Raw genomic sequence first — 16,899 nt, 5'->3', positions numbered from 1 at the left:
AGGCCAACAAAATACTGTCACCAAAGGGCTATGGACTATTTTCATATCCAAATTCGGGAGACTTCTTCGCACTATTCATTGTAAAAATAGAGAATATAACAAAATTGCTGCAAGAAGAAGTGCTGCTCGATGATAGAATCCCTTTTCAAGAAAGGTGTATCAAGTATTATAGATAGACCTAAGATTGTACGTCTTCAACCTTGACTCCTGTCAAGGTTTCCTTATAGGGGTCATCATACATTGCTATCAAGCTAAAATTTTATAGAGCCCCCAAACCGAAAAAATGGGAGTATCTCCTTTTTAAATATCGGGTTCTGTGTAGTAATGGGACAAGAACGGCAATAAGGTCTAATTATATTCTTAAAAAAGATAGTTTTTAAGAATTGGAAAAAATTTCAGATGTGGCGGGTTACTCCTTGAATCGTTGCCGTACCCCTTCAAGAGCTAATCTTACTGTTTACAATAAATCACATTGACAAATAAGATTATATTAAATATAGTACTATTTGATAATTATTATAATATTTATAGACTTGACCCGTCGGCACGAGGAGGATATATAAAATGCATGCATTCAAACGGAAGTCCATTAAACTTTCCATTTTAGGTATAGTTATTTTTTTAGTATTAGGGGGACTAGGACTTTTCCTCATCAATAAGGGCTTTATATCAATTTTCCAAGATAAGGTTCATAAACAAGCTGATAAAAATCCAATCCATTTTGAAGAGATTGATACGTTTTTATTTACTACACATATACCAGAGGGGCATGAAGCGATTTGGAACCAACTACAACAATATGAAGAGCAAAAAGATTTACGAATCAGTATGGCAAACTTAGTAGATATAAGATCCCAACAAACACGAGAATTAACCACGAAAGTCTACAGTCCCTTCTTTCATGTATCAAATTATTCAGAAAGTAAGGTGCCCATAAAGGTAACATTATATAAAAATCATGAAGTCAGGTATGAAAAGACATTGCAACCAGGTGATATGTTTGAAAGAAACGAACAACTAGGTCGAGGTAAATATAGTCTAAACCTAGAATGTATAGGTCAAGGTTATTGCAAAGCTAAAGGAGCTATAACTACTGGAGATATTAATTGGGATTAGGAAAAGACTAAGGAAGACTTTCTCATTTTGAAAGTCTTCCTTTTTATATGCACAAATAATGTCCGCTAATACTTATTACGTGATTTGGTTCCATTGCTACACAGACCCCATATAAAGATTAATGTAGCGACATATGAGGTTATCGTTGCGAACCAAGTAGTGAAATTAACACCGAGGGAATTCTTGGTGCTAGAGTTATTAGCTCGAAATCAAGGAATGGTACTGAGCGCTGAACAAATTTATGAAAGAGTGTGGAAAGAACAGTCTTTCCAATCTGATAATACTGTGATGGTACATATTCGGAAAATACGTGAAAAGATAGAAGAGAATCCAAGGAAACCTTGTTATATTAAAACAGTTTGGGGAGTAGGTTATAAAATTGAAAAAGATCTTTAAACCATTCTATTATCTTAATAATAAAATAGTAAGCTTAGTAAAAAAATTAGGCAATCGTATTCTAGGAAGTATTAGAATACAGCTTATTACAACATTCTTTCTTTATGCATTACTTGGTTTCTTCGTATCAAGAGCTGTGGCGCCATTCGCTGAAGATATGAATCAAAGGGCTTATGTTGATTATAGTTTTAGTATGTTACAAATTAATCGTCGAGCGAAGGAAACGGCGGAAAAAGCACTAAGTGAAAATAAGGTAGCAGCTTTGCAAGAGATGATTGAGAGTGAAGATAAAAAAGAGCAAAAGGCTTTAAAAGTATTGGTTACGGATGAAACAGGAAAGGTTTTATATAAAACAAAACAGGCGCCGGAAGTAGAAATTAATTTGCATAGTACCATTAGCAATGTGATGCACTTTGCGATGAATCGACCAATTTACAATAAGGATTCAGAAATAATCACGGGATCACGTAAAGAATTCATTCCTTTTTATCCAGTTACAATTGAAGGGAAAAACTTGTATATGTTTGTAAGTGGGATTCCAGAAGGAGATATCACATATGAAACAGAAGAGGGAATTCTCCCTTCCTTTATTGGAATTATCGTGTTTATCTTTTCTTTCTTTTATATTACAAAGAGAAAAATGAAGCAAATTGAAGCGATGGCGCAAGGAGTAAATGAGATAGCAAAAGGAAACTTAGCATATCGAATTGAAGAGAAAGGGCAAGATGAGATGGCTTTACTAACAAAAAATATTAATCAAATGGCAGAAGAGATAATGGTGAATATTGAAAAAGAAAGAGAAATTGAAAGACAGAAAAATGAATTGATTACAAATGTCTCACATGATTTACGAACACCACTTACATCTATTATGGGATATTTACGTTTATTACGCGATGCGAAATATGATAATAGAGAACAATATGATGAGTATATAAAGGTTGCTTTTTCAAAATCAGAACAGCTTAAAAACTTAATAGAAGATTTATTTGAGTACACAAAATTAACAAACGAAAAGGTTGTGTTAGAAAAACAAGAAGTATGCATCAATGAAATGCTCGATCAATTAATTGAAGAATTAGTACCACAAGCAGAGGAACATGGTCTTTCATTTGTGAAGGAATTTCCTGATGAACGCATATATGCTGAACTTGATTCGGAGAAAATCGTGCGTGTGTTTGATAATTTATTAATGAATGCGATTAAATACAGTAAAGATGAAGGAGAAATTAAAATTTCTCTTCAAAGACAGCAAGATAGCATTCAAATTTCTGTGGCAAATCAAAGCGAAGAATTTACAAGACAAGAATTGAAGAATTTATTTGAACGTTTTTATAAAAAGGATCAATCAAGAAGCAGAGTCTCAGAAGGATCTGGACTTGGACTTGCCATTGCAAAAAGTATTGTTGATTTGCAAAGCGGAGACATTCGGGCAGAATATGAAGACGGTATTGTGCGTTTTATTATTTCACTTCCCATTGAGGCAGAAAAGTAATAATGTTATATAAATTGTTTCTAGGTGTAATGAAATGATACAAACTGAAAATGTGCCTTGTGTTAACAGGGTAAAAAAGAACTCTTGCAAAAGAGTTCTTTTTTATTAGATTGAAAAATTATTGAATGATTAAAGTTTAAAGCTTTTGTTAAGAAAAAGTTAAGAAACCCCCTCAGTATTTATTAAGAAACACTCTCTATACTTAGAAATGTGTTAGAAAGCATATTCATTCTCATTAAAATCCCAAAGAATGAATGAGATGACATCTAATTAAATAGGAAAAGAAAGGCGGAAAAGATAGATGAAAAAAGCATGGATTGCAGTGTCAGGATTAGTTGTTGTAGGAGGTGGATTATTAACTTATATGGGAGGAGAAACAATAGATAGATTTAATCCATTAGTGAAAGAAAAAGATGTGTACGTCCTTACAAAAGGGGAAGCAAAACCTGATGGGAAGAGATATTTTCACATGTTAAACGGAGTTGATGAATCAGGCGATGAAAATACCATTAAAGTAGGGGTTTCTGGTAAGGATGATTATCCAGATTCTTATTTAAAGGTTCATGTAAAAGGAAAGTATGTTTACGAATTTGAGAAAGTGCAGGAAAAAGAAGTTCCTGAGAAAGCAAAAGAAAAACTAAAAAAATAAATAATGAATTTATCGAGTTAAAAACAAAGGTAGGAGAATATTATGAACAACTCAGTTGTAAATGTAAAAAATGTTCAAAAAGTGTACGGTAAAAAAGGTGAAAATCAGTCACACGCTTTAAGAGATGTATCGTTCTCGATTCAAGAGGGAGAATTTGTTGGAATCATGGGACCGTCTGGTTCAGGAAAAACAACATTATTAAATGTAATTTCAACATTAGATGTAGCAACTGGCGGCATTGTTGAAATTGCTGGTATCGATATCACTAAAATGAAGCAAGGAGAGCTTTCAGATTTTCGCTCTCAAAAATTAGGATTTATCTTTCAAGATTTCAATTTATTAGAGAATCTATCTATTTATGAAAATATTGCACTTCCACTTTCACTTCAAGGAGTCCCATCGCGTAAGATTGGTCCAAAAGTAAAGAAAGTAGCCAATATGTTAGGGATTTCGGAAATACTTCAAAAATATCCATCTGAGGTATCTGGTGGACAAAAACAACGTTCCGCGGCAGCACGCGCGCTTGTACATGAACCAGCAATTATTTTAGGGGACGAGCCAACAGGGGCACTGGATTCAAAAAATGCAACAAGCCTTTTAGAAGCAATGAAAAATTTAAATGAAAAACAAGATGTTTCGATTATGATGGTTACTCATGATCCATATAGTGCAAGTTATTGCCAGCGCATTTTGTTCATTCAAGATGGTGAGTTATATAAAGAAATTCATCGTAGTGGTACGCGTGAAGTGTTCTATAAAGAAATTTTAGATGTACTTGCGGATTTAGGTACACAAAAAGGATAAGAAAGGACACCCACCATGATATTTAAACTTTCTATATCAGGACTAAAAAGTAAGCTAAAAGATTATATTGTCTTACTAGTTGGTCTTGTTATGTCAATTTCAATTTTTTACATGTTTCAAACGCTAGCATTAAATAAAGCATTTGTTGAAGCAAATACTACTATTCGGTCAATTGCGCCTATTTTTCAAACAGGTTCAGCTCTATTAGCAATCATTACATTCTTCTATGTTCTATATGCAAATTCTTTTTTGATGTCTCTTCGCCAAAAAGAATTTGGGATGTATATGATGTTAGGTGCAAAAAAACATAAGGTTACATTACTTATGTTTCTGGAAACGATTATTATTGGGGCAGTATCCTTAGTAATTGGAATTACAGTAGGAATAGGGCTTTCACAAGGGATGGGTAAACTCCTCATGAAGCAACTGGATTTTACTGCGAGTGGTTACCAAGGGTTTTATGTACCATCTATGTTAGTTACTTGTATGTTCTTCTTGGTATTATTTGTGTTATCTGCCATTATGAATAGTGTGAAATTATCACGCATCTCCGTTCTGCAACTTGTACATGCAGATGCTTCAGCAGAACGTACAATGATTAAAGGTAAGTGGACTGGGATTGTTTCATTTTTAGCCATTATTTTATTAGGAATTGGATATGCTTCGATGATTTATATGAATAAGTTAAAAGAACAGGGTCCTATGATTGCGATGCTTACAACTACAGCAGGAACGTATATGTTATTTACTTCTGTCCTTCCGCTTATTATTAAAAAATTAAAGAGTAATAAAAAGCGTAGTGAGAAAGGTCTTAATGCTTTTACATTTGCTCAATTAAACTTTCGTATTAATAGTTTAACAAAGGTACTCGCAACAGTAGCAATGTTAGTAGCACTTGGTGCGGGGGCGATTTCAGGTGGGATGGCTTTTAAAAATAACGTAATTCAATCGACGGATCAACTTGAAATATACGATACAGTCATTCATAATCCAACAGCAGAAGAAAAGAATATTTTAGATGGTATTACATTTAAAGAAAAGAATGAATATCACTATAAAGTAGATGATAAATATGTTTACTACTTGAAAGAAGATCTAGAGAAAAACCGTCCACTTGTGCAAGCTGGAATAGAAAAAAAGGATAGAGGGAAAGTAAAACGAGTTTCTGAAAATCTTCCTGTAGGAGCAATTTCAAAATATGGTGAGGAGAATATGGAGAATACAAATATTATCCCAGAAGAGTGGGATGACGCTTTACGCTCTCTTCAACCAACCTATTTAAATTACATGGAAAAAGTAAAAAAAATAGTAGATCAAAAAATGTACGATGGCATACAAGAAAAAGAAAACATTGTTGTAATTGGAAAAACTGAGGATTTTGTAACATATTTAGATAAATGGAAAAAAATTGACGGGTTGCAGCTAGTTAAATATAAAAATGTCACAGCTGAAGATATCTTCAGTAAATATCAAATATATACTGGGATTTACGCCAGTGCCAACGGAACAGTATTTATGGGTTTCTTCTTAGGTATTGCTTTCCTTGCGATGATGGCAAGCTGCTTAATGTTTAAGATTCTTTCTGGTGCATCAAAAGATATTGTACGCTATGAAATGCTTCGTAAAATTGGAGTCCGTCATGAATTATTAGCAAAATCCATTTATAAAGAGTTATTTTTAGTGTTTTTATTTCCAGGGATAGTAGGTATAATTCATGTATTATTGGGTATGAAGATTTTTGGTTTCATCTTAATTGACCCATATTTCCGTATTTGGTTACCAATCTTGATTTTCGTAGTTATCTATTCGATCTATTACCTTATAACAGTTCAATTATATAAAGGAATTGTTCTTCCTGAAAAAAAGTAATAAGAATGTGATGTTTTACTGTATATGCTTTATATTTAATTAGGATATCCAATATTTATTAGCATTATAGTTAGCTTTCTTTTAGTTAACAAGGTAGCTAGGTTGGATTTAATCGAATATTTCCTATATGAATAAGAGAGAAAGAGAATATAATTTAAATTTATGTTCTCTTTCTTTATCTAGATACTTATAAAATGAATGATTTTCTCCTTAACGTAGGAAAGTCGGTTTTTTATCTTCCATAAAATGTCTTAGCGTGGGTTTTATGTCATTTGGTTGGCGGGACCCTGAGTAGTTAAATAACTACTTGAATTCCCTCTTGTTATAAATTTGTGAGTGGCTCCAAAAAGAAGGAATCGTTGCCGTATCCCCTATACTGTCAAAACTAACTATTGGGGATACTTTGGTCGTAACTAGAATGGATCGTTTAGGGCGAAATACCATTCAGCTATTACAGTTAGTAGAACAACTTCAGGAAAAGGATGTTCACTTTGTAACAACTCTATAAATATAACTTAATATCATAATTATAATATATAAACTGAAAATACCTATAAAATCCACCTTAAATTAACCTTAAATAATTAGACCTTTTTTATCATTCATGAAAGTAAACTTTTCAATATTAGTTTACTTTCAAACCCCTTAAAATATCGAATTACAATTAAATTCCAGGTAATTGCTGTGAAATTTTTATTTTAGATCCAATAAAGATACTTTGCTAATTGTTTCATAGCAACTACACCTTAAATTTATTTATTCACTTTCTAATTATATCGTGCCTAAATAAGAAAAATTTAGTAATTATAAATCATAAAATTCATATATTTTTTATAGAAAGAATCCTTTAGGGCTTCCAACATGTTACCTCTAATATTTTATAAAAGAGGAATTATTTAACGATTTTCTCTTTAACTTAAAAAGATAAATTAATATAAATAAATAAATGAATAAATAAAAAGGAATTCCAATGAAAATAAAGAATTTATCAGTAATAAAGTTAATAATTGGTTTTTTGAAGGGGTAATTTGTGAAGCTATGGAGGGAAAAAAACTTTTAAAACAGTGGAAAGCAGATTTACAAACTATTAAAGAAGAGAAAAGAAAAAAGAAAAGGAAAAAGAGAAAAAGCACAAATAAGAAGTTTGCCATTCCTAGTAATACCGCTAATTTTATGAATGAGAATCATGTATATTATAAAAGAAACGGTGTTTGGAAACAAAGAGATAAATAGGTATTTAGAATGGGCGCAATAAATTTTGACTAAATATATAGTCAAAATTTATTGCGCCAGCGTTACTTTATGCATTTAAAAAGTTAAAGGAGAAAGGATTTTACAAAAGCACCGTTCATTGTACCGTTAAACATATGAATAATCGTATAGAACAAGACCACCGACATGTGAAACGTCGTTTTGCTAGGGCATCGGGATTTCAAACTCTCCGGCATGCTTCTCGTACAATAAAAGGCATTGAAACCATTCATGCCCTATACAAACAAAGGCGAAGTCTTCAAATAGGCTCCGCCTTTTCGGTGTATAACGAATTACAGGAATTATTAATGGTTGCATAACCATTTAACGATGCAACTCTAGATCCTCTATGTTTTGGGTAACTTTGCAATAGAACCGTGTGCTCACTTTTTTTCTCCTGTTTTAGACAGGAAGAAAACTGTTTTGCCACATCCATGTATTTGCCTCCTCTCTTGTAAATTATGTTGCATAAACAAATGATCACTTCTTATAAATTGTGTTGTATTAGGTGACCCGTGTTTAACTTAAAATTTTCATAATAAAAGCAATCATATCGAAAAAATGATAATCCTCCTCTAAAATCAGTAAGAAAACTTTTAAATTACTATTTTACTGTAGAATGGAAATGATACATTAATAATTAAGGTAATACTGTTCACTATTTAATTTTAAACTATATAGAAAGATATTGAGGTGCAATAGATGATACATAATATTCCAGATGTTTATACAAAAAAAATCCTTATAGTAGATGATGAAAAAGAGATTTTAAATTTGTTAGAAACAGTTTTAAAGAAAGAGGGGTTTCAACATATTTATACTTATACAACAGGAGCAGAAGGAATACGCATGTGTAAGCGAGTACAGCCAGATCTTATCATATTAGATATTATGCTTCCAGATTTAGATGGATATAGTGTTTGTCAGCAAATTCGACAGTTTACATTCGTTCCAATATTTTTCTTATCGGCGAAAAATGAAGATTTAGATAAAATCCTTGGATTAAGTATAGGTGGCGATGATTACATTACAAAGCCTTTTAGTCCGAAAGAAGTAGCATATAAGATGAAAGCATTTTTTCGACGCAATCAATATCAAGAAAAGGCTCGGATTATGTATCAGTTTGGAGACATTACGATAGATGAGGCACAAGGAACAGTGTTAAAGGGTGATACATTGCTATCTTTAACAGCAAAAGAATTTAATATATTACTATTTTTAATAAAAAATCCAAATCAAATTTTTAGTAAGGCCCGCTTATATGAAGCTGTCTGGGGAGAAACATATCTGGGTAATGACAATATTATGATGGTGCATATGAGACATTTAAGAGAAAAAATAGAGGATAATCCTTCCAACCCTCATTACCTTGTAACAGTAAGGGGACTCGGATATAAACTTAATACAAAAGGTGATGCAAGATGAAGTGGAAGGTCACGAGACTATATATTACCTCATTAATAGGATTAATTATGTTTATCCTAATCGTTCAATTTTTTGCTTTTAGTTATTTAGTATTTACTTATAACCGTGAGGGAATGGACGATCCAGAGGGCTCAGTATTAGCTTTTCAAAAAGAAATCACAGTAGAAAATGGAAGTATTTCTATAACAAATAAAGGAAAATTTTTTTTGCAAGAACATGGAGCATGGTTACAAGTATTAAATCGTAATAGTGATGAAGTATTTCAAATGTATAAGCCTAAAAATACACCAACTCATTATACCCCTAGTGATTTGATTTTACGCTATAAGTACGATATTGGGGGGTATACAACGTTTGTGGGTAAGTTAGATAAAAGTACACAAGTAGAAAGTTATATTGTCGCTTTTCCATCAAACCAAGCATTGCGAAAATCTGTCTATTTGAACTTCAATAATTTATCTAGCTTCTATCCATATGGGATTTTAATGTTAATAGGAGTAACAGTAGTTTGTATTTTATTATTTGCTTACATTGTGGCAAGGTATATGTCAAAACCTGTTGTCACGATAATTGAACATATTAATAATTTAAAACAAGGACAATATGAACAAGTACCGGAAGAAAAAGGAATATATGCAGAGGTATATATAACTTTGAATCAGTTATCGCATCAACTAAAGGATATTAATCTCCAAAGAAAAAGGCTAGATACGATGCGAGCAGAATGGATTATAAACATCTCTCATGATTTAAAGACACCACTTTCTTCTATTAAAGGTTATAGTGAAATTATAGGGAATCGCAAGTATAAAATCAATATGCAAGAAATGTACCAATATGCAGAAGTCATTCAAAATAAATCAATTTATATTGAAAAATTGATTAATGATTTAAAACTTACATATCAATTGAAGAATGCGTTGTTACCTATCCATAAAAATACAGTAGATATTGTGAATCTCACCCGAGAAACGATTATTGAATTTATGAATATGCCTCATTATGAGAATCGATTAATTGAGTTTGAATGTCTTAAGAAGGAACTAATTATAAAAGCAGATCAGGGATTAATTCAACGTGTGATAGTAAATTTATTGAATAATGCGCTTATTCATACTGATGTTGAAACATTAATACAAGTTCGCATAAAACAAACATCTGGATATACCGTATTTACGATTGAAGACAATGGTGACGGAATAAATAAAAATGATTTACCACACATTTTTGATCGATATTTCCGTGGTACAAATACAGATCCAAAAAGTGGTTCAGGTTTAGGAATGGCGATTGTAAGAGAAATCATCGTGGCTCACGGTGGAGAAATTGTAGTTGAAAGCAGCAAAGGAAACGGTACAAAAATTACATTTCAGCTTCCGTTAGAAAATTAAGCTAAACTTAAGGTCAGCTCAATTCAAGATTAAGCAAGAACTTTCATAATAAATGATAGCTTAATCAAGAAAAAGAGGTGCCAATAATGGGAACATATATCGTTGAGACAGAAGATTTGACAAAGACATATGGAGCTGTAAATAGTGTGAGTCAATTACAAATGAAAGTCGGTAAAGGTGAAATCTATGGATTTCTAGGCCCAAATGGGGCTGGGAAAACAACGACAATTAGAATGTTACTGGGATTAATAAAACCGACTACAGGTAATATTAAAGTATTCAATCGAGATTTAAAAACAAATCGAATAGATATTTTAAGAGAGGTTGGCTCTCTTGTTGAATCGCCATCTTATTATGGACATTTAACAGGTCATGAAAACCTAGAAGTAATTCGGCAAATGTTACAAGTACCAAAAAAGAATATTGATGAGGTATTGTGTATCGTTCGATTAGAGAAACAAAAAGATAAACTAGTTAAACAATACTCACTTGGAATGAAGCAACGCCTTGGCATAGCAATGGCACTACTTGGAAATCCAAAATTGTTAATTTTAGATGAACCCACAAACGGATTAGACCCTGCCGGGATTCAAGAAATTCGTGAACTCATCAAACAACTGCCAAAGCAATATGATATGACAGTTGTTATTTCTAGTCATTTGTTAAATGAGATGGATCAAATTGCAACGCAAGTGGGCATTATTAATAGTGGACAGCTTATTTTTCAAGATAAAATTGAAGTGTTACGCAAAAAAAGTCAGGCATCAATGAAAATACGCGTAAATGATGTAGTGAAGGCTCATCAAATTTTAGAACAGCATCAAATTCATCTTAGAATTGAAGGTAATTGTCTAGTTACGCATCAACAAGAAGATCACCTTATTTCTCACATAAATCATTTATTAGTACAGCAGAATTTATCAGTGTATCGAATTGAAGAAGAGAAGCATACGTTGGAAGAAATATTTCTAAGCTTAACAGAAAAAGGTGGTGTTTTATAATGATTGCTGCCTTAAGAAGTGAATTATTGAAATTAAAAAGAAAGAAATTATTTTTAGTAGTATTTTTGATACAGTCTTTAGCATTACTTTGGTTATTTGCTATTGTGTCACAAGACAAAAAGGAATTTCTAAATTGGGAGTCGCTTCTTTCAAGAGTAAGTATGATAAATGCATTATTTTTACCTATAATGATTGCGACAATTACATCTCGAATAATTGATTTTGAAAATAAGGGGAACACCTGGAAGCTATTGTGTGCAATTCCCACATCTAGGCAGCTAGTATATATAACCAAAATTATCTTTAGCCTCTTTTTTCTTGTATACGCAGGTGTAATTTCTATTTCTGTAATTATATTAATGGGAAAAATCTTTAATTTTGATGGTGGAATTCCGGTGATATTATTACTGAAATATGGTTGTTTTACCATTATAGGATGTATTCCTATGGTTATTTTGCAACTCTGGATATCTTTGGTAGTGAAAAATCAAGTATTTTCTTTAACGGCAGGTGTAATCGGCTCATTTCTTGGGTATTGCGGGCAGATGTTTCCTTGGAAAACATGGATAATTTGGACATATTCATCTCTGACAAATCCAATTTCTTGGGCTTTTTCCAATGGGAAAATAGTGTATTTCCCAAATGAAGGAGTCATGATGAATCTTTTGTTAAGTTTAGGAGTTAGTTTATTATTTATCGTTCTTAGCACTGTTCATTTTGCGCACAAAGATATTCATTAGGAGGATGCAGATATGTTATTAAGCTCATTTCGATGCGAATTATTAAAATTAAAACGTTCAAAAATATGGATTGTAATGACATTCATTCCGCTTATTTGTATTGCGCTTGGACTCATAAATTTTCAAGTAAACTATGATGTCTTAATGAAAGTCTCAACAAATGAGTGGGAGAAAGCTTGGACACAAGTTGGATTAATTTATGGATTATTTTTATTTCCTGTCGTAGTAAGTATTTATTGTGCATTTGTATGCCGCTTTGAACATAGCGAGGGAAATTGGAAAAAAATCATCTCTTTACCAATTCCGTTTCGATATGTGTACATGGCAAAGTTATTAGTAATCTTTATGTTAACTTTATTGACACAAGTATTTTTTTTAATTGCTTATATTGTAATTGGTAAGCTACTAGGTATTACAAGTCCTATTCCTTGGATTTCATTATTAAATTGGTCATTCAATGGATGGATTGGTACATTTTCAATTGCTGCAGTACAATTATTTCTCTCATCTTCTATAAAAAGTTTTGCTGTTCCAGTTGGAATGAGTTTTGGTTTTACATGTATAGGAATGATATTTCATTACTTAAATATCGGGTATATATGGCCATTTTCGCAACCAGGATTAGCAATGGACCCTATTCATCTAGAAGGCTTGCAGACTTTCTTTCAATTTAGTAGCTTTTATGTGTTAAGTTGCTTATTTGTTATTATATTTACTTTTGTAGGAGTTCAAAGATTTACAATAAAAGATATTATATGATGTTGATTTGAAATAAAGTCGCGATGTTTATAAAAAAGATGCGAAGCTTTACCCTTTTGGATATTTTTATCTAAAGGGGTGTTTTTATGACTAAAAGAAAAAGAACATCTGAATAAAAGGTGGATTAAGGAATTATTGAGTGACATAGAGTTGTTCTGTTAAAGGGCCATTTAATAGAATAACGACTTTTGAGCTAAATTTATTCGTTTGCGAAGTTCGAATATAACTAAATGTAAAAATATGAAAATAAATTCCTTCATCATATTGACAATGGAAACAAATTACAATAAAATTCGATTGATTAATCAATCATTTATTATGAAAGGAGCATCTAAATGGAACCTAGACTTACTAATGATGAAAAAAAGAAAAGAAAAAGATCTACTATCCTAAACGCCGCAATTAAATTATATAGTGAGAATGGTTTTGCAGAGACAAAAGTTGCCGAAATAGCAAAAGAAGCAGGAGTTAGCTTTGGTACTGTATTTACGTATTTTGATTCAAAAGAAGCACTTTATGAATCAGCGATTTTGGAGCCATTGGAGGAAATCAAACCATATTTTATTGAGATAGAAGAACACTTTAAAGGTGAGCCTCTTGAAGTTGTGAAGGAAATGATAGATTGCCATGTACAACTCTTTTCAATGAAAAGTGAATACCTACGTCTAATTCAGCAGGTTCTTGCGAGACCTGATCGATTTCCAAAGCTTTTTAAAGAACTAAACGATTTTGTAAATGTATTTATAGACTGTATTCATCCGGTTATTGAAGCAGGGCAAAGGCTGGGTTACTTTTATGAAGAATCACCTTCATTAGTTGCCGAGTCGTACTTATCCATCTTAAACGGAATGCGTTTAACGTTTATTGATGAATATACAAACTTGATGTGGAAGGATATAACGATACAAGCCCTGAGATTATTTGGACCTATCTCTAATAAATAAGGAGTGATTTATATGAAATTGAGAGATATACATCCCAACATCAAACTTCGCCTGGCTATGCAATTTCTAGGCAGCCTTATTTCCATGGCTGTTATACCTTTTCTGGCAATCTATTTTTCTCAGAAAATTGGAGCTAATGAAACAGGTATTATTCTTATAATAATTGTGATTAGTGGGGTCATTGGAGGTTTTATCGGGGGGCATGTTTCAGACAAAATAGGTCGGAGAAAAATAATGATTTATTCTGAACTTGGTATATTGCTTTCGTATCTGTTTATAGCACTTTGTAATTCCCCTTGGTTTAACCTTCCTTATATTTCCATAGCATTCTTTATTATCAATATGTTTTGTGGAGGAATGTTTCAGCCAGCAGCACAAGCTATGATCATTGATGTTACTAATTCCGAATCGAGAAAGCTCGTATTTACAATTAGCTACTGGCTGGGGAATTTATCAACTGCTATTGGAGGAATCATTGGAGCATTTCTTTTTAAAAACCACTTGTTTGAGTTATTTATTGGGATTTCACTCATCTCTTTGTTATCTGTATTCATGACTATATTCTTCATCACAGAAACCTATACACCGGAACCTTCATCTACGTCTTCTAATTATAAGAAAAAATTCTCATCAATAGAGATGTTTCAAACCTATTCAAACGTTTTAAAAGATAAGCTGTTTATGTTTTATATTTTCGGAGCGATCTTGATCTTTTCCTTGGAACAGTCTTTAACAAACTATATTGGGATTCGTCTTGAAAAAGATATACCCCATCATTCAGCTTCATTGTTTGGAATAGATTTCATGCTTGATGGCACAAAGATGCTGGGTTTTCTCCGAACGGAGAATACAATTCTTGTAGTTCTCCTATCAAGTGTTGTATTATTCTTATTTAAAAAGTGGAGTGATCGCTGGACTCTAGTTACAGGAATGATGATCTTTTCTATATGCTTTAGTATTTTTGCCTTTACAAATAGCGTGTTGTTTCTTTTTATTGCCATGTTTATTGGAACAATTGGTGAACTGATGTATGTTCCTATTAAACAGGCGATGATAGGGGAACTTGCACCACCTAACGCTCGTAGCACCTATATGGCTTTTAATGGCTTGACTTTCTACGGAGCAATGATTGTATCTTCGTTGTTGATCATCGTTGGAGAGTGGATTCGTCCCATATATATGGGGGGATTGCTTCTTATTCTAGGATTAACTGGTACATTTTTGTACTACATAATAACAAAAACGCTAGACTCTAAAGTTAGTGAAAAAAATGAAAGAAAAGTACCTGTTTCTTATTAAAGGGTTGTTTTTCCACTAATGCATGAAAAGAAACTAACTGGAAAACAATCTTCCGCAATCGGAGCATTTAATGGAGCATGTTTGTTGAACTAACGAAACATCATAAAGAAAATTATGGAATTTACAAAGGCAATAGGTACATAAAAAGAGAACATATTTATTAATGTTATTTAAGTTACTGAAAGGAGAAAATAGAATGAAAGATAAATTATTGAGGGTTGGAACTATTTATATTCCTGTTACCAATGTAGAACTTTCTTCAAAATGGTATGTAAACAAACTAGGTGCAGAGTTAGGCTATAAAGACGAAGACAAGGCTATTCTTAACTTTGCAAACCAAAGTTTTTTCCTGGTTAAATCCCAAGAAAATCAAAGCTTGAATTTTCACGGTTTTTGCGGTGAAGAGCGCTTCTCTTTAACATTTGAAGTTAATGGTTTAAATGCACTTGAATCAATCCATAGTGATTTTATTAAAAAAGAAATAAAAGTTGGAGAGATTGAAAACAGAGGACACACTGGAAAGAATTTTGTTTTTTATGATTTAGATGGTAATAAATTTGATGTTTGGAGTGAATTAAGTTCCATCTTCAGAGAAAAATACCTAATATCGCAATAAGGGATTTTAATTATTCAATAAACAGTAGATTTACAGAATCAGTCTGTCCAAAATCAAAAAGAGTTCATCCACCAAGTGTTTGGACTTATAGCATAAAATACGATCTCGCTAGAAATATATGCGCTATATTCTCTTTTAGTTTATCTTTGCACCAGAACCTTTATATGTACTATAAGGTAATACAGTAAGAAATACATATCAATTTGCTTAGTGATGATGAATAAGGTGTAAATTTGAATACAATATATAGATGAATAATATATAAAGGAGCTCAACTCTCAATGGCAAGAAAATTATTAACACAAAGGTTTCCTCTTTTAATTCCTATTAGAATCAGACAACGTAGGATGTTTAAAAAAATAAGAGACCGTCTTGAAGGTCATAAGTTTTCAAAAACATTTGAGCAAAATCCATTACCTTACAGGATTTATAAACATAAATCTTTGCTTATTAGAAAGTTAGGTGATACGGATATACAGCTGCAGTATAACAAAATCACCAATTTAAAGCTAGCCATCTGCAAAATAAACCAGGTTGTAATTAAACCGGGAGAAACATTTTCATTTTGGCATCTTGTTGGTAATTCCAGTGAAAAGGCTGGATATAGAGAAGGAATTATTCTAATGAATGGCGAAGCGATAAAGGGAATAGGCGGTGGTCTCTGTCAGTTAGGGAATCTTCTTTACTGGATGTTTCTTCATTCAGAGTTGGAAACAGTGGAAAGATATCGTCATAGTTTCGATCCATTCCCTGACTATGGACGTGTGATTCCATTTGGAACAGGCGCCACTTTGATGAATGGTATTATTGATCTCAAATTGAGAAACAATTCAAATATTTCCTATCAAGTCAATCTACATCTTGACGAAGAATACATCTATGGAGAAATTAGGGCATCCCAGTATCCTCCATATAAGTATTCTATCGTTGAAGAAGATCATCGTTTTGCAAAAAAAGTAGATGGCCAAGTATACAGACAAAATAAAGTTTATAAAAAAATAGTTGATCGTGTCACAGGTAACTTAGTTGACAAAGAACTAGTCATGGAAAATGATTGCTTAGTAAAATATGAAGTAGATGATGAGAAAATTGTGGTTTCTTTATAGACAAGGATTTTCACTTATCTAAAGATATTTGAAAAAAC

Annotated in this window: 15 protein-coding genes and 3 pseudogenes; all 18 read left to right on the top strand. The window is 32.2% G+C overall.

The window, feature by feature from the left end; all coding sequences use genetic code 11:
* Positions 1-564 precede the first annotated feature (564 nt).
* The 18 genes and pseudogenes from ORL93_RS20665 to ORL93_RS20580 all read left to right on the top strand — a co-directional run bounded on the left by ORL93_RS20665 (position 565) and on the right by ORL93_RS20580 (position 16,861).
* Positions 565-1,116, top strand: a complete 552-nt coding sequence (locus tag ORL93_RS20665; RefSeq protein WP_018782239.1) for a hypothetical protein — start codon at positions 565-567, stop codon at positions 1,114-1,116.
* Positions 1,117-1,227: 111 nt separating this feature from the next.
* Positions 1,228-1,512 (top strand): annotated as a pseudogene (locus ORL93_RS20660) (winged helix-turn-helix domain-containing protein); the annotation flags it as partial.
* Complete coding sequence (locus tag ORL93_RS20655; RefSeq protein WP_265959429.1) at positions 1,496-3,007, top strand: sensor histidine kinase; 1,512 nt, start codon at positions 1,496-1,498, stop codon at positions 3,005-3,007. The pseudogene ORL93_RS20660 and the gene ORL93_RS20655, both read left to right, overlap by 17 nt.
* A 301-nt stretch (positions 3,008-3,308) precedes the next feature.
* Positions 3,309-3,656 (top strand): YxeA family protein, encoded by a 348-nt coding sequence (locus ORL93_RS20650; protein WP_265959428.1) that lies wholly within the window; start codon positions 3,309-3,311, stop codon positions 3,654-3,656.
* 42 nt (positions 3,657-3,698) lie between these two features.
* A complete protein-coding gene (locus ORL93_RS20645; protein ID WP_006097328.1) occupies positions 3,699-4,460 on the top strand; it encodes an ABC transporter ATP-binding protein in 762 nt (253 codons plus the stop codon).
* Positions 4,461-4,475: 15 nt separating this feature from the next.
* The gene (locus ORL93_RS20640) at positions 4,476-6,329 is read left to right on the top strand and encodes an FtsX-like permease family protein (protein WP_098161464.1); all 1,854 of its coding nucleotides are present in this window, start codon (positions 4,476-4,478) and stop codon (positions 6,327-6,329) included.
* A 373-nt stretch (positions 6,330-6,702) separates the two neighbouring features.
* Positions 6,703-6,822, top strand: a pseudogene (locus tag ORL93_RS20635) (recombinase family protein); the annotation flags it as partial.
* Positions 6,823-7,367: 545 nt separating this feature from the next.
* On the top strand, positions 7,368-7,562 hold the full coding sequence (locus ORL93_RS20630) for a hypothetical protein (RefSeq protein WP_003199325.1): 195 nt from the start codon (positions 7,368-7,370) through the stop codon (positions 7,560-7,562).
* Between the two features lie 53 nt (positions 7,563-7,615).
* Positions 7,616-7,900: pseudogene (locus ORL93_RS20625) on the top strand (DDE-type integrase/transposase/recombinase); the annotation flags it as partial.
* Between the two features lie 382 nt (positions 7,901-8,282).
* On the top strand, positions 8,283-9,005 hold the full coding sequence (locus tag ORL93_RS20620) for a response regulator transcription factor (protein WP_018782235.1): 723 nt from the start codon (positions 8,283-8,285) through the stop codon (positions 9,003-9,005).
* Positions 9,002-10,396 (top strand): sensor histidine kinase, encoded by a 1,395-nt coding sequence (locus ORL93_RS20615; protein WP_097794563.1) that lies wholly within the window; start codon positions 9,002-9,004, stop codon positions 10,394-10,396. The genes ORL93_RS20620 and ORL93_RS20615 overlap by 4 nt, the downstream gene beginning before the upstream one ends.
* Before the next feature lie 86 nt (positions 10,397-10,482).
* Positions 10,483-11,397: an ABC transporter ATP-binding protein gene (locus ORL93_RS20610; RefSeq protein ID WP_006097324.1), complete on the top strand. Its 915-nt coding sequence runs from the start codon at positions 10,483-10,485 to the stop codon at positions 11,395-11,397.
* Entirely contained in the window at positions 11,397-12,137 is a 741-nt protein-coding gene (locus ORL93_RS20605; RefSeq protein WP_265959425.1) for an ABC transporter permease, read from the top strand. The genes ORL93_RS20610 and ORL93_RS20605 overlap by 1 nt, the downstream gene beginning before the upstream one ends.
* 12 nt (positions 12,138-12,149) lie before the next feature.
* Entirely contained in the window at positions 12,150-12,896 is a 747-nt protein-coding gene (locus ORL93_RS20600) for an ABC transporter permease (RefSeq protein ID WP_018782233.1), read from the top strand.
* Between the two features lie 335 nt (positions 12,897-13,231).
* Entirely contained in the window at positions 13,232-13,840 is a 609-nt protein-coding gene (locus ORL93_RS20595; protein WP_003199336.1) for a TetR/AcrR family transcriptional regulator, read from the top strand.
* A gap of 12 nt (positions 13,841-13,852) precedes the next feature.
* Positions 13,853-15,139 carry an MFS transporter gene (locus tag ORL93_RS20590; RefSeq protein WP_265959424.1) on the top strand — a complete coding sequence of 429 codons (1,287 nt, stop codon included), beginning with the start codon at positions 13,853-13,855 and terminating at the stop codon, positions 15,137-15,139.
* Between the two features lie 196 nt (positions 15,140-15,335).
* Entirely contained in the window at positions 15,336-15,755 is a 420-nt protein-coding gene (locus ORL93_RS20585) for a VOC family protein (protein ID WP_033799446.1), read from the top strand.
* Between the two features lie 281 nt (positions 15,756-16,036).
* Positions 16,037-16,861, top strand: coding sequence for a VanW family protein (locus ORL93_RS20580; protein ID WP_018782230.1), 825 nt, complete (start codon positions 16,037-16,039; stop codon positions 16,859-16,861).
* Positions 16,862-16,899 lie beyond the last annotated feature (38 nt).

This window comes from Bacillus sp. DHT2 (assembly GCF_026241455.1).
Classification (GTDB): domain Bacteria; phylum Bacillota; class Bacilli; order Bacillales; family Bacillaceae_G; genus Bacillus_A; species Bacillus_A pseudomycoides.
Note: the sequence above shows the minus strand (reverse complement) of the source record. Positions and strands in the feature narration are given on the sequence as shown.

Coding starts and splice junctions, on each gene's coding strand:
- ORL93_RS20580 (WP_018782230.1), top strand. CDS start 16,037: ATGGCAAGAAAATTATTAACACAAAGGTTTCCTCTTTTAATTCCTATT.
- ORL93_RS20585 (WP_033799446.1), top strand. CDS start 15,336: ATGAAAGATAAATTATTGAGGGTTGGAACTATTTATATTCCTGTTACC.
- ORL93_RS20615 (WP_097794563.1), top strand. CDS start 9,002: ATGAAGTGGAAGGTCACGAGACTATATATTACCTCATTAATAGGATTA.
- ORL93_RS20610 (WP_006097324.1), top strand. CDS start 10,483: ATGGGAACATATATCGTTGAGACAGAAGATTTGACAAAGACATATGGA.
- ORL93_RS20590 (WP_265959424.1), top strand. CDS start 13,853: ATGAAATTGAGAGATATACATCCCAACATCAAACTTCGCCTGGCTATG.
- ORL93_RS20665 (WP_018782239.1), top strand. CDS start 565: ATGCATGCATTCAAACGGAAGTCCATTAAACTTTCCATTTTAGGTATA.
- ORL93_RS20640 (WP_098161464.1), top strand. CDS start 4,476: ATGATATTTAAACTTTCTATATCAGGACTAAAAAGTAAGCTAAAAGAT.
- ORL93_RS20650 (WP_265959428.1), top strand. CDS start 3,309: ATGAAAAAAGCATGGATTGCAGTGTCAGGATTAGTTGTTGTAGGAGGT.
- ORL93_RS20600 (WP_018782233.1), top strand. CDS start 12,150: ATGTTATTAAGCTCATTTCGATGCGAATTATTAAAATTAAAACGTTCA.
- ORL93_RS20645 (WP_006097328.1), top strand. CDS start 3,699: ATGAACAACTCAGTTGTAAATGTAAAAAATGTTCAAAAAGTGTACGGT.
- ORL93_RS20605 (WP_265959425.1), top strand. CDS start 11,397: ATGATTGCTGCCTTAAGAAGTGAATTATTGAAATTAAAAAGAAAGAAA.
- ORL93_RS20620 (WP_018782235.1), top strand. CDS start 8,283: ATGATACATAATATTCCAGATGTTTATACAAAAAAAATCCTTATAGTA.
- ORL93_RS20595 (WP_003199336.1), top strand. CDS start 13,232: ATGGAACCTAGACTTACTAATGATGAAAAAAAGAAAAGAAAAAGATCT.
- ORL93_RS20630 (WP_003199325.1), top strand. CDS start 7,368: ATGGAGGGAAAAAAACTTTTAAAACAGTGGAAAGCAGATTTACAAACT.